The sequence below is a fragment of the Bradyrhizobium sediminis genome, assembly GCF_018736085.1.
In the GTDB taxonomy this organism is placed as follows: Bacteria; Pseudomonadota; Alphaproteobacteria; order Rhizobiales; family Xanthobacteraceae; genus Bradyrhizobium; species Bradyrhizobium sediminis.
The window spans coordinates 3,735,299-3,749,756 of sequence record NZ_CP076134.1 but is presented as its reverse complement, the minus strand read 5'-3'; the positions used below and the strand labels follow the sequence as shown (position 1 = coordinate 3,749,756).

11 protein-coding genes and 1 pseudogene are annotated in these 14,458 nt (G+C 62.4%); 2 read left to right on the top strand and 10 right to left on the bottom strand.

The window, feature by feature from the left end; all coding sequences use genetic code 11:
• The first annotated feature begins 65 nt into the window (after nt 1-65).
• Nucleotides 66-812: a GntR family transcriptional regulator gene (locus KMZ29_RS18160; protein WP_215620507.1), complete on the top strand. Its 747-nt coding sequence runs from the start codon at nt 66-68 to the stop codon at nt 810-812.
• A gap of 13 nt (nt 813-825) precedes the next feature.
• Here KMZ29_RS18160 and KMZ29_RS18155 read toward each other — a convergent pair whose 3' ends face one another.
• From KMZ29_RS18155 to KMZ29_RS18130, 6 genes and pseudogenes are all read right to left on the bottom strand, one after another.
• Nucleotides 826-3,150, bottom strand: a complete 2,325-nt coding sequence (locus tag KMZ29_RS18155; RefSeq protein WP_215620506.1) for a sensor histidine kinase — start codon at nt 3,148-3,150, stop codon at nt 826-828.
• A 221-nt stretch (nt 3,151-3,371) separates the two neighbouring features.
• Complete coding sequence (locus tag KMZ29_RS18150) at nt 3,372-4,754, bottom strand: cation-efflux pump (RefSeq protein ID WP_215620505.1); 1,383 nt, start codon at nt 4,752-4,754, stop codon at nt 3,372-3,374.
• Nucleotides 4,755-4,905: 151 nt separating this feature from the next.
• Nucleotides 4,906-5,880 (bottom strand): zinc-binding dehydrogenase, encoded by a 975-nt coding sequence (locus KMZ29_RS18145; RefSeq protein ID WP_215620504.1) that lies wholly within the window; start codon nt 5,878-5,880, stop codon nt 4,906-4,908.
• A gap of 27 nt (nt 5,881-5,907) precedes the next feature.
• Nucleotides 5,908-6,903, bottom strand: a complete 996-nt coding sequence (locus KMZ29_RS18140) for an NAD(P)H-dependent flavin oxidoreductase (protein ID WP_215620503.1) — start codon at nt 6,901-6,903, stop codon at nt 5,908-5,910.
• A 294-nt stretch (nt 6,904-7,197) separates the two neighbouring features.
• Nucleotides 7,198-7,317, bottom strand: a pseudogene (locus KMZ29_RS18135) (2-dehydropantoate 2-reductase N-terminal domain-containing protein); the annotation flags it as partial.
• A gap of 71 nt (nt 7,318-7,388) precedes the next feature.
• The gene (locus tag KMZ29_RS18130) at nt 7,389-7,820 is read right to left on the bottom strand and encodes a CBS domain-containing protein (RefSeq protein WP_215620502.1); all 432 of its coding nucleotides are present in this window, start codon (nt 7,818-7,820) and stop codon (nt 7,389-7,391) included.
• Between the two features lie 197 nt (nt 7,821-8,017).
• On the opposite strand from KMZ29_RS18130, the gene KMZ29_RS18125 reads away from it, so the two are divergent.
• The gene (locus KMZ29_RS18125; protein WP_215620016.1) at nt 8,018-9,334 is read left to right on the top strand and encodes an ISNCY family transposase; all 1,317 of its coding nucleotides are present in this window, start codon (nt 8,018-8,020) and stop codon (nt 9,332-9,334) included.
• 301 nt (nt 9,335-9,635) lie between these two features.
• Here the strand turns inward: KMZ29_RS18125 and oxlT are convergent, their stop codons facing one another.
• The 4 genes from oxlT to KMZ29_RS18105 form a co-directional block, all read right to left on the bottom strand.
• Nucleotides 9,636-10,925, bottom strand: coding sequence for an oxalate/formate MFS antiporter (gene oxlT, locus KMZ29_RS18120; RefSeq protein ID WP_215620501.1), 1,290 nt, complete (start codon nt 10,923-10,925; stop codon nt 9,636-9,638).
• Nucleotides 10,926-11,155: 230 nt separating this feature from the next.
• Nucleotides 11,156-12,655 (bottom strand): tripartite tricarboxylate transporter permease, encoded by a 1,500-nt coding sequence (locus KMZ29_RS18115; RefSeq protein ID WP_215620500.1) that lies wholly within the window; start codon nt 12,653-12,655, stop codon nt 11,156-11,158.
• A 40-nt stretch (nt 12,656-12,695) separates the two neighbouring features.
• Entirely contained in the window at nt 12,696-13,193 is a 498-nt protein-coding gene (locus KMZ29_RS18110; protein ID WP_215620499.1) for a tripartite tricarboxylate transporter TctB family protein, read from the bottom strand.
• A gap of 82 nt (nt 13,194-13,275) precedes the next feature.
• The gene (locus KMZ29_RS18105) at nt 13,276-14,280 is read right to left on the bottom strand and encodes a Bug family tripartite tricarboxylate transporter substrate binding protein (RefSeq protein WP_215615665.1); all 1,005 of its coding nucleotides are present in this window, start codon (nt 14,278-14,280) and stop codon (nt 13,276-13,278) included.
• Between the last annotated feature and the right edge of the window lie 178 nt (nt 14,281-14,458).

The following is a 14,458-nucleotide window of genomic DNA, read 5'->3' as shown; positions in this document are numbered from 1 at the left end:
GATGCTTGTTCAATGGGCGGAACGCGCAGTTTTGAGGCAGCGGCAATGAAAAAGGATTACCGGGAATGAGCGAACCCGCGCCACGAACCCGACTTCGCACGCGTTTCAAGCCGGCCCGGCTGAAATTGTCGTCGGACCATTCGAAAAGGCCCATCGAGAGGATGTCGCTCCATGATCAGCTGGTCGCGAAGGTCCGCGAAATGATCGTGAATGGCGAACTGCAAGCGGGCGCCCCGCTACCCGAGCGGATGCTTTGCGAGACGTTCGGCGTGTCGCGGACACCCTTGCGGGAGGCCTTCAAGATATTGGCTAACGAGGGTCTTATCGAACTCCGGTCGCACCGAACACCCGTGATCACGCCCATCAATCGCGATGAGATCGCCAACATATTTGACATCATGGTTGCGCTGGATAGCGTTGCCGGAATTCAGGCTGCGACCTTGGCTACTGATGACGACATCGCCAGGCTGAATGCAATGCACGAGCGGCTGGTTCAGCTTCACCATGAAGCATCTCGCACCGCATATTTTAGATTGAACCAGGACATTCACGTTGAGATCACCAGGCTGGCCCGCAATCCCGTTCTTCTCAACATCTGGACGACGCTGCACGCGAACATCTTTCGCGCACGCGCGGTCGCAAATTACGATGCCCGACGATGGACCGAGTCCGTGGAGGAGCACGAAACCTTTATGGCTTTGCTCCGCGCACGCGATGCGGCGGGGTTCGCGGCGGCCCTGAGCACGCACACGCGAAAGACTGGAGAGGCTGTCCTGCTGACGTTGGAGCGCGCGCCCGCGCGCAATGGCTGAATCCGGTGTCCAGCTATGCGGCGACCGGGATCCGCGCTTTCGCCTTGCGGGCGTCGCGCGGCAGCGATACGCAGACCACGGTGCCGGTACCGAGTTTCGAGCGCAGCCGCATCGAGCCGCCGTGCAGGTTGGTCAGCGATCGCGCGATGGCCAGCCCGAGCCCCGAGCCGTGATAGGTCTTGGTGAGCTGGCTCTCGACCTGCTCGAACGGCCGGCCCAGCCGCTGCAGCGAATGCGGCGAGATCCCGATGCCGGTGTCGGCGATCATCAGCACGATCGAGTCGCTGAGCAGCCGGCTGCGCACCACCACCTTGCCGCCGTCGGGCGTGAATTTGACGGCGTTGGACAGCAGGTTGACGATGATCTGCTTGATCGCGCGGCGGTCGGCTACCACCGAAATGGTGCCGTCGATGTCCGCGTCCAGCGCCAGCTGCTTGTCGTCGGCGCGTCCGGATACCACCCGCAGCGATTCCGCCAGCGTCTTCGACAGGTCGAGCTGCTCCATGTCGAGCTTCATCCGGCCGGCTTCGATCTTCGACATGTCGAGGATGTCGTTGATGACTTCCAGCAGGTAGTGACCGCTGGTGAGAATGTCGTGGCAGTATTCCTGGTATTTCTCCGAGCCGAGCGTGCCGAACATGCCGCTTTCCATAATCTCGGAAAATCCGATGATGGCATTGAGCGGCGTGCGCAGCTCGTGGCTCATATTGGCGAGGAATTTGGATTTGGTCTGGTTGGCTTCCTCGGCGCGAGTCTTTTCTTCGGAATATTTTTCGGCGAGGTCGGCGAGTTCGATGGCTTGTTGTTCGAGCGCGGTCTGCGAGCGTTTCAGGTCGATGACGGTGGCGCGCAGGCGAAGGTCGTTGTCGACCAGTTTCTGCTCATGTTCCTTGATGCGGGTGATGTCGGTGCCCACCGAGACGTAACCGCCGTCCTTGGTGCGGCGCTCGCTGATATGCAGCCAGCTGCCGTCATCCAGTTGCGCCTCGAAGGTGCGTGCGCCCGGCGCCTGGGTGGCGGTTTCATGCAGCCTTGTGCGGACCTCCGGCATGCTGCCGACTTCGATCACGGTTTCATAGGAAGTGCCCGGCGCGACAGCCGAATCCGGCAGCTTGTGCAGGCGCTGGAAGTGCGAGTTGCAGAGCACCAGACGGTCTTCCGCGTCCCACAGCACGAACGCTTCCGGGATGGTCTCGATCGCGTCGCGCAGCCGCAGATCGGCCTCCACCGTTTTCTCGGCGAGGCTCTTCTGCTCTGTGATGTCGACGGCAATGCCGATCAGATGCAGGCCGGCGTCGGCTGCGCCATGGCTCAGCTCGCAGCGGACCCGCAGCCAGATCCAGTGGCCGCCGGTGTGCTGCATGCGGAAGGTCTGGTCGATGTAGGTAATCTTTCCGGAGATGAGCTGATCGCCGATGGCGAACAGGTCGATGTCGTCGGATTTCACCAGCGCGTTGACTTCGCCAAAGGTCAGAAGGTCGTTGCGGCTGTCCAGCCCCAGCATCGTGAACATCGATTGCGACCAGAAAATCCTGCCGCGCGACAGGTCCCAGTCCCACAATCCGCAGCGTCCGCGATTGAGCGCGGTATCGATCCGGCCGCGCACTGCGTCATTAATGAGATCGCCTTCGCGGGCGCGCGTCGATTGCCAGTGGAAGGCAAAGCCCAGGATCAGAACGACAAAGCCCGTGGTGGCGGACAGCGTCACCGACAGGGCGGCGTCCGACTGCCACAGTGAATCGATTTTTTCCTGGATGATGATGACCTGGCCGGGTAGCGATTTGACGATATGCTGGACCGCCAGCGCGCCGTTGCCGTTGGGCAGGACGATGTCGGTCACGCCGCCTTGTTGGGCTGCTCCGGTCAGCGACAGTGCGGCGCTGATGGCCTCGAGAGTGCTGGCGGTGTCGCCAAGCGTGGTCTCGACCGGTACGCGGGCGAGAACGCGCTGGTCCGCGCCGGTGACGATGACGTGCCGCCCGGCTGCGACTCCCCACGACGGGATGAGGCCGGGCAGCAGGCTCTGCAGGCGGTCGATGGTTGCCGCCCGGTCCTGCCTGACCGAGGCGATGCGGTCGAGGCGCTCGGCGAGCAGATCGGCGACCGCCGCCAGGTCGCGCTTGACGGCCGCGCGCTTTTGCCGGTTCTGATCGACGACCTGCACGAATGCGCCAAGGCAAATGGTGATGAGGAAGGCAACGATCAGGGTTGGCACTGCGCGGCGAAGCGCAGGCTCCGCTACCAACAGCCGGTGATAGGCCGGTTTCGCGATCGATTGCGCCAATCCCTTGATCGAATCGGATTGGACGCACGCGCTCGCCGCGTGTGCGCGCGCCATGCTTGGACCCCCACCAAAAATCTTGTTTGCACCCTGTCCGGAACAGCCCCAGTCGCTTCCGAATCACAGCGATTTGAATCCACTTTTTGCAGGCTGTCGAGAGTCAACGATTCGTTAATGAAAATAAATCTTGTCCAACGGAGAATCGGGATTGCAGAAATGTCTGCAGAATTACCGGCAAAGTGAGTCCGAAAGGAGAACGCGCGCCCGGCATCGGGATTTCACTGCGCGTGCGGCGGCTCGGCGTGGCTGATGACGCGCTTCACCGTGGGGAACGCGCGGCGCAGCGCGCGTTCGATCTCGTCGACCTTCTGATGAACCTTGATCACGCTCATCGATGGCGCAGCGCGGCAATGGAAGTTGACGATTTCGCCGGCGTCGGTGTCGCGCACCCGCACATTATGGATGTCGTGGATGGCGCCGTCGGCGGCCAAGCGCGACAGCGCGGCCTTGATGGTTTCGACGCGATCGGGCGCGGCATCGGTGCCGTGCGGCAATTCCGGTTCCAGCGGCTCGATGTGGGTGTCGACTTCGACGTCCTCGCCGAATTCCTCGCGGATATTGCGCTCCAGCCCATGGGCGATGTCGTGGGCCGCCGTCAGCGCCATCTCGCCGTCGACTTCGAGGTCGATGCTGACGGTGAGCTTGCCGCCGAGGTCGTGCACGGTGACGTGGTGGACGGCGAGGCCGGAATTGCGGGCGATCACCATGATACGCTCGCGCACGCTCTCATTATTTCGCGCGACCGGCACGGCGGTGAACGTCAGATCGGCGTTGTCGAGGGCCTTGTTGACGGCATCCTGGGCCATTCGCTTGATCTCTTCGACGCGGTCGATCGGATAGGTGCGCGGCACCTGCACGATGGCGTCGATGAAATGCGTCGAACCGACCATGCGCACCCTCAAGCGTTCGACATCGACCACGCCGGACACGGCCCGGATTGCGGCGGTGGCGGTCTCCGCCACGCCTTCGGGGGCGCGGTCGAGCAGGGTTTCGACGGTGGAGCGCGCCAGCCGCAGGCCCAATAGCGCGATCATGATCGCGACGGCGACCGCGGCGACGGCGTCGCCCCAGACATAGCCGAACCCGGAAAGTGCCAGTCCGATGATGACGGCGATCGAGCCGAGCACGTCGGAGGCAAAATGCAGCGCGTCGGCGGCCAGCGCCTGGCTTTTGGTTGCGCGTGCGGTGCGATGCAGCGCCCGCGCCCGCCAGAAGTTCACGGCGATGTCGATCACCAGGACGACGAACGGGATCGCCGACAGCGTCGGCGGCGGCGCGCCTTCGCGCAGGCGGCTGTAGGATTCGACGAGAATGCCGCCGGCCAGCACATAGAGCATGGCGATGACGCCAAGCGCCGACAGGCTCTCGAACTTGCCGTGGCCGTAATGATGCTCGTCGTCCGCCGGGCGGTCCGAAACCCGCACCACCATCCAGGTCACGACGGTCGCGACCACGTCGACCGAAGAGTGCAGCGCTTCCGAAATCAGCGCGAGGCTGCCGATGGCGATGCCGACCGCGAACTTCGCCGCCGCCATGCCGGCGCTGGCGAAGATCGAAATCGCCGCGACGCGGGATTTGACGTTGGGAACGGCAGGGCTCATGCGCGGCGGTTTAGCAGCCCGCCACCCAACATTAAAGCGCCGATCCGCCATCGCCACTTTATCCGCAGGAAGCACTTTGTTGCGAATTGTTCTGAATTGTTGGATGGGCCGAAGTCGACCCGGGCAGAAGTCGACCTTTAGGTCAACGAAGTCAGAGCGTCACCACGATCTTGCCGAGATGCCGGTTGGCTTCCATGTGTTCGAACGCCTTGCCGATATCGTCGAAGGCGAACACCTTGTCGATCGGCAATTGCAGTTTTCGCCACTCTACTGCGGGCCAGAGGTCCTTGCGGACTTCATCGAAAATCTCGCGGATTTCCTCGATCGAGCGGGTGCGGAAGGTGACGCCGATATAATGGATGCGGCGCGCGGCATGGAGGTCGAAGTTGAAATCGGCATGGGTGCCGCCGAGCCGGCCGACATTGACGATGCGGCCCTTGATTTTGGTGGCGGCGAGATTCTGGCTGGCGACTTTGCCGGAGATCTGGTCGACGATCAGATCGACGCCTTCGCCGCCGGTCGCCTTCAACACCTGATCGACCCAGCCGGGATCGCTGGAATCCACCGCGAGGTCGGCGCCGAAATCCTTCAGCCGGCCGCGTCGCGTCGCGTCGGTCGATGAGCCGATCACGGTTTTCGCGCCCTTGAGCCTGGCGATCTGCAGCGCCATCAGGCCGACGCCGGAACTGGCGCCCTGGATCAGCACGGTCTGGCCGGGCTGCAGGGCGCCGTTGGTCACGACCGCATTGTGCATGGTGGTGAGCGCGACGGGCAGGGTGGCTGCGTCCTCGAAGCTCATGTTGGCCCTGGCCGGAATGTGAAACAGCCGGCGATGGTCGGCGAGCGCATACTCCGCAAACGCGGCGGCGCCGGAGCCCATCACCCGGTCGCCGACACTGACGCCCTGGGCGTCGGGGCCGAGTTCGGCGATCTCGCCCGCCCATTCCATGCCGAGCACGGTGCCGACGCCGCCGGCGGCGCCATGGACGTGGCCCTTGGTCATGCCGAGGTCGGCGCGGTTGAGGCCGCAGGCGCGCACGCGAACCAGCACCTGCGCGCCTTTCGGCGACGGCCTGGCGACATCGGTGATGGCGGCGCCATTGGCGCCGTAGACATAGGCCTTCATGCAATCGTTCTCTGTCGTTCGAGGCAGTTATTCGGCGGCCTGACGGCGGGCGCCAGACATCATGCCTTCGAGCCGGGTCTGGATGATGGCTTCCGCCTCACGCATGATGCGCGATACCAGTTCGGCGCAGGTCGGGATGTCGTGGATCAGCCCCTGCACCTGTCCGGCCGACCAGATACCTTCATCGGCGTCGCCTGACGCGTAGACCATCTTGCCGCGGGCGCCGGCGACGAGTTCGCGGACGTCCTCGAATTTCGCGCCTGCTTTTTCCATTTCGACCACCTTGGTGCTGATCGCGTTCTTGGCGACGCGGGAGGTATTGCGCATGGTGCGGAAGATCAGCTCGGTCTCGCGTTCGTCGTTGGCGACGATGCGTTCCTTCACCAGCTGATGAATCGGGCTTTCCTTGGTGCACATGAAGCGGGTGCCCATGTTGATGCCTTCGGCGCCGAGCGCGAGCGCTGCGATCAGGCCGCGGCCGTCGGCGAAGCCGCCGGAGGCGATCATTGGAATCTTGACCTTGTCGGCGGCCGCCGGAATCAGGATCAGGCCGGGTGTGTCGTCCTCGCCGGGATGCCCGGCGCACTCAAAGCCGTCGATCGAGATCGCGTCGACGCCCATGCGCTCCGCCGACAGCGCGTGGCGGACGCTGGTGCATTTGTGCAGCACGATCACGCCGTGCTTCTTGAATTCGGTGACATGCTCCTGCGGCTTGTTGCCGGCGGTCTCGACGATCTTGATGCCGCTCTCGATGATGGCCTGCCGGTATTCCGCATAAGGCGGCGGCTTGATCGAGGGCAGAATGGTGAGATTGACGCCGAACGGCTTGTCGGTGAGGTTGCGGCAGCGCGCGATTTCCTTGGTGAGGTCTTCCGGCGTCGGCTGCGTCAGCGCCGTAATTAGGCCGAGCGCGCCGGCATTGGCGACCGCCGCCACCAGCTCGGCGCGTCCCACCCACTGCATGCCGCCCTGCACGATCGGGTGTTCGACGCCGACGAGCTCGGTAAATCGCGTTTTCAACATGGTCTGCCCTCGGTTTCCTCTGCGCGGAATATCGCGCGCGTTTCTTCGAATTTCGAGGCGCAGGATGCCGTCACCCCCCGCAAATGTCTACCGGGCAGGTCGGGGCTCAGGGCAACGCAATCATGCAAAACCGGAGCTTTTGTTTCCGGGCGATGGGCAATTCCGGATAGTGTCCGGCATTTCCGAGATCACCCGCTAACCGGACATGCTGCGAACATGCCTAAATCGGCGCTCTTAGCACTTTTCGGATATGGCGTGATGTCCGGCTTGAGTCCGTCATGCGCTTCAGAGCGAACGCTCCACCAAACTGATGTTGGCGCCCGCCCGCGCGAACTGCACACCGAGGTACCCGCCGATCGCGCCTGCGCCGTAGATGCAGATTTTCGTGGCGTCTTTAGCAAGCGAGCGGAGCAAGATTCGGTAGAGTTCAACCGTCGGCTTCGAGCACCTCAAAGCCGCTAGATCGAAGCCGACGAAAGAGTTTGTCAGGCCGCTACGGTTGGCGCGACGGCCGTGGCCTCGTCACCGAACGCGGTCGAGATGTCGCGGATGCTGATGACGCCGATCAGGCTGTAGTTGTCGATCACAGGCACATGACGGATGTGGTGCCTGTGCATGAGATGACGGACGTGCTCGAGCGTATCGCTAGGGCTGCACGACACCAGCTCCTGCACCGAAATCAGCTGCGAGACCTTCATATGGACGCCGGCCGCGCCGTGCTCGGCAATGGCGCGGACGACGTCGCGCTCGGTGAACATGCCCACCGCGGTATTGCCCTCGGTGCGCACGACATCCTTGACCACGAGCGCGCTGATATTGCCGGAGCGCATCAGTTGGGAAGCGATTGCGACGGTTTCGTTCATTCGAACCGTTGCAACACGTGCGGCTTTCTTGCGCAGGACATCTCCGACTTGCATTGCAACCTCCCTGAAGGGTTTCAATTTGTCAGCGCAGACTGGTATACAATATACCATATGTCAACGGGAATCGCGCGCGTGTGTCAGTAGCTCGTGATCTGTCGCCTGTTTGTAGCTCGTGAAGTGTCGTGTTTTTGGTGCCCCGGAACAAAGGGGGCACGATGGGCACGGCATCCATTCACGAGGGTGTACGACGGATGCGGTTTTCGAGTTTGCTGGATCGGACTGAGGCGAAGGAGCTGACGCAGGAGGCGGCGTCTGAGCTTCTGGGGATCAACGTGCGGACGTTCCAACGTTGGGCGGAACGCTTTGAGGCGGAGGGCGATGACGGGCTGGTCGACCGGCGCATGGGCCGGCGATCACCGAGGCGTGCGCCGGAGGAAGAGCTGGAGCGGATGCTGGGGCTGTTCCGGGACAAGTACGCCGATTTCACGGTGAAGCACTTCCACGAGCAGCTGCAAAAGCGACATGGCTATGTGCTGGGCTACACGGTGACGAAGCTGGCCTTGCATGCTGCGGGCTTGGTGCAGAAGGCGCCGAAGCGTTCGGCGCACCGCAAGAAGCGTCCGCGCCGGCCGCTTCGGGGCATGCTGCTTCACCAGGACGGGTCGCGCCACGTCTGGATCGAAGGTCTGCCGGCGATGGACCTGATCGTCACGATGGACGATGCGACGAGCGAGATCTACTCGATGCTGCTGGTCGAGGAAGAAGGGACGGCGTCGACGTTCCGGGCCTTGGGCGAGGTGATTGGCGAGCGTGGTCTGTTCTGCGCGCTCTACACCGATCGCGGCAGCCATTACTTCTACACCCCGAAGGCCGGCGCGAAGGTCTCGAAGACGCAACAAACCCAGGTGGGACGGGCTTTATCGCATCTTGGGATCGAGCATATCGCGGCCTATTCGCCGCAGGCGCGCGGGCGTTCAGAGCGGGTGTTCGGCACGCTGCAGGGCCGGCTGCCGAAGGATCTGCGGCTCGCCGGGATCAGGACGGTCGAGGCCGCCAATGCGTGGTTGAAGGCGCATTACATCGCCGAGCATAATGCGGCGTTTGCGATCGTGGCCGAACAGCAAGGCACGGCGTTCGTAGCCGACCGGCACGAGGCCTGGCGCGAAGCGCTGTGCGTGATCGAAGAGCGAACCGTCGCCAACGACAACACGATCGCATGGAGCGGCCGGCGGCTGCAGTTGCCGGAGAGCCGGCTCAGGCCCCACTTCGTCAAGGCCGTGGTGCGGGTTCACGGGTATCCCGATGGCACCGTGGGCGTGTTCCTTGGCCCGCACCGATTGGCGAGGTTTGCCGCCGATGGACAGCAGATCAGCCCCGACGCGCCTCAGCCTGGCAGCGTGCTCGGAGCCGTCAAGGACAAGCCCTTACGGGCGCGCAAGTGCGCGTCCTTGACCGCTCCTGCGCGCGCCGCCGTCGAGATAGCGCGGGTCGGGGCGGAGAAACGGGCTTCAAGTCAAACAAAGAAACCAACCCGAGGGGCTAACCTGCCACCAATATCCATGGCATGACCAAACCGGCGGAACCGTCCACGCCTTCCGGCTCCTCCGAAACTCAATAACGAAGGCGACAGATCACGAGCTACAAAAATACGACAACTTCACCCGCTACGGACACGGGAATCGCGCGCGTGCTAAACAGCAATAAAGAGGCAGCAATACTGACATTTATGGTCGCGCGGTCCGGCCATGAAAGTCCCACGAACATGGTCGCAAGAGACATCAGGTATGCCACGGATCGGAGAAACCGGAACGCAAGAGAGCGCGCCCATCGGGGAGATGAGCGCGCTCCTCGCAGTGGCGTTGCAGCCGGTCAGTTCGCCATCGCCCGGGCGACGATTTTCCTGCGCCACGGCTTGAGGACGATGATCGCAAGCAGCGAGGCGAGGATATTCGCGCCGGCTGCGATCAGGAACACCCGGTCCCAGTTGCCGGAGGACTGCTGCATGTAATTGGCGACCGGAACCAGCAGCGCCGCCGTGCCTTTGGCCGTATAGAGCAGCCCGGCATTGGTGGTTGCGAATTTCGCGCCGAAGGTATCGGTACAGGTGGAGGGGAACAGCGAGTAGATCTCGCCCCAGGCAAAGAACACGAAGCCCGAGAGCAGCACGAACCACACCGGATCCTGGCCGAGCATATAGAGCGCCCAGATGCCGACGCCTTCCATGCCGAAGGCGATGAACATGGTGTTTTCACGCCCGATCATGTCGGAGATCCATCCGAAGAACGGTCGCGTCAGGCCGTTGAGCACACGGTCGATGGTCGCCGCGAACGTCACCGCGGTCATGGTTACGGCCATCAGCGTCACCGGCGTGCTGTCGATCTTCCAGTCGACCGCGATCGGCTTGAGATTGGCAGTGACCATCAATCCGCCCGCGCCGACGATCACGAACATGAAATACATCAGCCAGAAGATCGGCTGACGGATCACTTCCGTGGGCTGGTAGTTGCGCCGGCTCTGGATGACGGCGGCGTTGTGGATGACGGCGGGGACCTGACCGGCCTTCGGTGCGAACATGATGAAGGCAAGGATCACGATGATGATGCCTTGCCCCAGCCCGAAATGAAGGAAGGTATTTTGGAAGCCGGAATCCTTGATCATCGCCTGGATCGGCGCGACCGTCAGCGCCGAACCCGCGCCGAACCCGGCCGCGGTGATCCCGGCGGCAAGGCCGCGCTTGTCGGGAAACCATTTCAGCGCATTGCCGACGCAGGTGCCATAGACGCCGCCGGCGCCGATGCCCGCGATGATCATGCCGAGATAGAAGCCGTTCAGCGAGGTGGCCTGCGCATTGATCGCCCAGCCGATGGCGCAGAGGATGCCGCCGATCAGGACCACGAGGCGCGGGCCGTATTTGTCGACGAACCAGCCCTCGATCGGCACCAGCCAGGTTTCGAACAGCACGAACAGGGTGAAGGCCCACTGGATCGAGGCGCGATCCCATCCGAATTTTTTCTGAATATCGGGGACGAAGAACGTCCAGCCATATTGATAGTTGGCGATCATCACCATTGCGGCGACGCCGATGGCCAGCTGCGTCCATCGATAGGCATCGCTGACGCGCGCGGTCGTGGGGACCGCTCCGTGAACCGTGTCCGTCATCATTTCCCTCCAAGCGCTGTTCTATCGAAGCCTGACAGCTAATGGGAGAAGTGTGGTATATGATATGCCAGTAGACAAGAGAAATTTCGACAGTTTGTCGCAGTAGGTTGAATAAAGCGCCCAGCGGAATGCCGGCCTCAGACGAGGCTGGCCGAAGCCGTTCGCAGTCGCTGGCATTTCTGCGGCGCAGCAAGGCGCAGATTTTACGGGGAAATAGGGCCCGGATTGGATCAGGCGGCGGCGGTTCGCAGACGGCTATAGCCTTGCTGGATCGCCGACCAGAACAGCGCAATCAATCCGAGGATCATGATCGTGCTGACCAGCGCATTCGAAAAGAACACGCCGAGCGAGCCCTGGGATCCCAGCAGCGATTGCCGGAACGCCTCTTCGGCCTTGTCGCCGAGCACGATCGCCAGCACCAGCGGGGCGAGGGGATAATTGCACTTCTTGAGCAGATATCCGACGACGCCAAATACCAGCATCAGGATCACGTCGAATGTGCTGCTGTGAACCGAATAGGCGCCGATCGCGCACAGCACCAGGATGAGCGGCGCGATGATGCTGAACGGCACGCGCAGGATGGCCGCGAAAATCGGCACGCAGGTGAGCACGACGATGAGGCCCATGAGATTGCCGAGATACATCGAGGCGATCAGGCCCCAGACGAATTCCTTCTGCTCGACGAACAGCATCGGACCGGGCTGCAGGCCCCAGATCAAAAGGCCGCCGAGAAGAACGGCGGCCGTCGGCGAGCCGGGCACGCCGAGCGACAGCATCGGCAGCAATGCCGCGGTGCCGGCGGCATGCGCGGCGGTCTCCGGCGCAATCACGCCTTCGATCTCGCCCTTGCCGAAATTGTGGCCGTTCTTGGCGACCCGCTTGGCGATGCCGTAACTCATGAACGAGGCGGGCGTCGCGCCTGCCGGCGTAACGCCCATCCAGCAGCCGATGATGCAGGAGCGCAGCGAGGTCATCCAGTACCTGGGCAGTCCCTTCCAGGTGTGCAGCACGACCCGCAAGTCGATCTTGGCGTTGCCGCCGCGGAAGTTCAGCCCTTCTTCCATGGTCAGAAGGATTTCACCGATCCCGAACAGGCCGATGACGGCGATCAGGAAATCGAAGCCGTTGAGCAGTTCGGTGAACCCGAAGGTCAGGCGCAATTGTCCGGTGATGGAGTCCAGTCCGACGGCGGCAAGTGCAAAGCCCATCATCATCGCCGCGATGGTCTTGAACGGCGGCTCCTTGCTCAGGCCGACGAAACTGCAGAACGCCAGGAAATACACCGCGAATTTCTCCGCCGGACCGAATTGCAGCGCGAAGCTTGCGACCAGCGGGGCGACCAGCGTGATCATGATGACGGCGAACAGCGCACCGACGAACGAGGAGGTAAAGGCGGCCGTCAGGGCTTCCCCGGCCTTGCCCTGCTGCGCCATCGGGTAGCCGTCGAATGTCGTCGCTACCGACCACGGCTCACCCGGTATATTGAACAGAATCGAGGTGATTGCGCCGCCGAACAACGCGCCCCAATAGATGCAGGACAGCATGATGATGGCCGAGGTCGGCGGCATGCTGAAGGTCAGAGGCAGCAGGATCGCAACGCCGTTGGCGCCGCCGAGGCCCGGGAGCACGCCGATGATGACGCCGAGCACGATGCCCAGCACCATCACCATGATGTTGAAGGGCTGCAGGGCCACGGCGAAGCCGTGAAAAAGATTGACGATTTCTTCCATGCTGTAAGTCCTGCAACCGTGAGCTGACGACGCGACGACTCTAGAGACCGAGCCATTCCTCGAGGGGGCCTTTGGGAAGCGGCACCAAAAACCAGCGTTCGAAAATGAAGTAGGTGACGATCGGCATGCCGAACGCCACGGCGAGCACCGTCAGCCAGCTGTATTTGCCGAGCCATCGCATGAACCAGCCGATGAAGACGATCGATGCGACGTACAGACCGGTAAACGGCATCGCGCCGACATAGATCGCGGTGGGCACGACGACGCTCATGACCTGACGAAGCTGTCCCCACTCCGCGAACAGCCCGTTATCCCCGTCACGCAGCACGTGCAGGAGGTTCACCGCACTGGAAGCGATGATGATGATCCCGACGTAGAACGGAAAGAATCCGGCGCGCGGCCCCTCGGCGCCCCAGTTGATGCCGGCCTTCAGGCTGCCGACGATCACGATCGCTCCGAAGAGCGCGATCAGCAGCGCGATACCGGCTTCCACGGTCTTGTGCTTCGGCCCTGCAGCGTCTGAACTATTCGTAGTCATGGAAACTCCATGCGTAATCGCAGCTTCGGATTCGCAGCCGTCTCTGCGTTACGCGTTCGTCAGCATTCTCGAGTGGGGTGGATCAATTTCCAGTGGCGAGGAAACCGGCCGCTTTCATGAGAGATTCGTGGCGCTTTTCCTCTCCCTCCACCCACTTGGCATAGTCGGCCCCGGTCATGAAGGTCGTATTGAAGGCGCCGCTCTTCATGAAGTCCTGCCATTCCGGAGTGGCGCGCACCTTCTTGAACAGGTCGATGTAGTAATCGACCTGGTCCTTGGTGGCCTTGGGTGACATGAAAATGCCGCGCAGCATCAGATATTCCATATCAAGGCCCTGCGATTTGCAGGTCGGAATATCCTTCCAGGCTTTGCCGTCCGCGATCTGCTCGTCATAGGCCATGGGCTTGCCGTCGAACACGCAGAGCGGACGAAGCTTGCCGCCGCGCCACTGCGCCACTGCCTCGATCGGATTGTTCACGGACGAATCGACATGGTTGCCGACGAGCTGAACGGCGACTTCACCGCCGCCCTTGTAGGGAATGTAGGTGAACTTGGTGCCGGTCGCCTTCTCGACGGCGACCGTGATGATCTGGTCTTCCTGCTTCGATCCGGTGCCGCCCATCTTGATGGAGCCGGACGGCGCCTTCTTGAGGGTGTCGACGTAATCCTTGACGTCCTTGTACGGCTTGTCGGCATTGACCCAGAGCACGAATTCGTCGAGCGCCAACATGGCGACCGGGGTGAGGTCCTTCCAGTTGAAGGGAATTCCGGTCGCGAGCGGTGTGGTGAAAAGGTTCGACAGGGTGATGATGATCTTGTGCGGATTTCCCGCCGATCCCTTGACGTCGAGAAAGCCTTCGCCCCCGGCGCCGCCGGATTTGTTGATGACGACCAGCGGCTGCTTCATCAGACCATGCTTGGTGACGATGCCCTGGATCGTGCGCGCCATCTGATCGGCGCCGCCACCGGTGCCGGCGGGTACGATGAATTCAACCGGGCGAACCGGTTCCCAGGCAGCAGACGCGATACCGCTCGTGCAGAATGCAGCGACCGTAGCCAGCGCAACACGCAAAACAGAACGCTTCATTTTGTCTCTCTCCCAATGTGTTCGAGCATGCCGGTCTATGCCGGCTTTGCGGTCAACTGATCCCGAGTAGCGCTTCGGTCCTCGTCCCGGTCGATCGTCTCGCAAGGATTGTTCCTGCGAGACGCCTGCCAGTTAGAATTGTATGAGGGACGCTCCAGCGTGGCATCCGCTTCTTTTG

Bases quoted from the DNA above. Each gene is read 5' to 3' on its own strand.
- KMZ29_RS18105 (WP_215615665.1), bottom strand. From the start codon at position 14,280: ATGAAGCGTTCTGTTTTGCGTGTTGCGCTGGCTACGGTCGCTGCATTC.
- KMZ29_RS18125 (WP_215620016.1), top strand. From the start codon at position 8,018: ATGCGGTTTTCGAGTTTGCTGGATCGGACTGAGGCGAAGGAGCTGACG.
- KMZ29_RS18150 (WP_215620505.1), bottom strand. From the start codon at position 4,754: ATGAGCCCTGCCGTTCCCAACGTCAAATCCCGCGTCGCGGCGATTTCG.
- KMZ29_RS18160 (WP_215620507.1), top strand. From the start codon at position 66: ATGAGCGAACCCGCGCCACGAACCCGACTTCGCACGCGTTTCAAGCCG.
- KMZ29_RS18130 (WP_215620502.1), bottom strand. From the start codon at position 7,820: ATGCAAGTCGGAGATGTCCTGCGCAAGAAAGCCGCACGTGTTGCAACG.
- KMZ29_RS18140 (WP_215620503.1), bottom strand. From the start codon at position 6,903: ATGTTGAAAACGCGATTTACCGAGCTCGTCGGCGTCGAACACCCGATC.
- KMZ29_RS18115 (WP_215620500.1), bottom strand. From the start codon at position 12,655: ATGGAAGAAATCGTCAATCTTTTTCACGGCTTCGCCGTGGCCCTGCAG.
- KMZ29_RS18145 (WP_215620504.1), bottom strand. From the start codon at position 5,880: ATGAAGGCCTATGTCTACGGCGCCAATGGCGCCGCCATCACCGATGTC.
- oxlT (WP_215620501.1), bottom strand. From the start codon at position 10,925: ATGACGGACACGGTTCACGGAGCGGTCCCCACGACCGCGCGCGTCAGC.
- KMZ29_RS18155 (WP_215620506.1), bottom strand. From the start codon at position 3,150: ATGGCGCGCGCACACGCGGCGAGCGCGTGCGTCCAATCCGATTCGATC.
- KMZ29_RS18110 (WP_215620499.1), bottom strand. From the start codon at position 13,193: ATGACTACGAATAGTTCAGACGCTGCAGGGCCGAAGCACAAGACCGTG.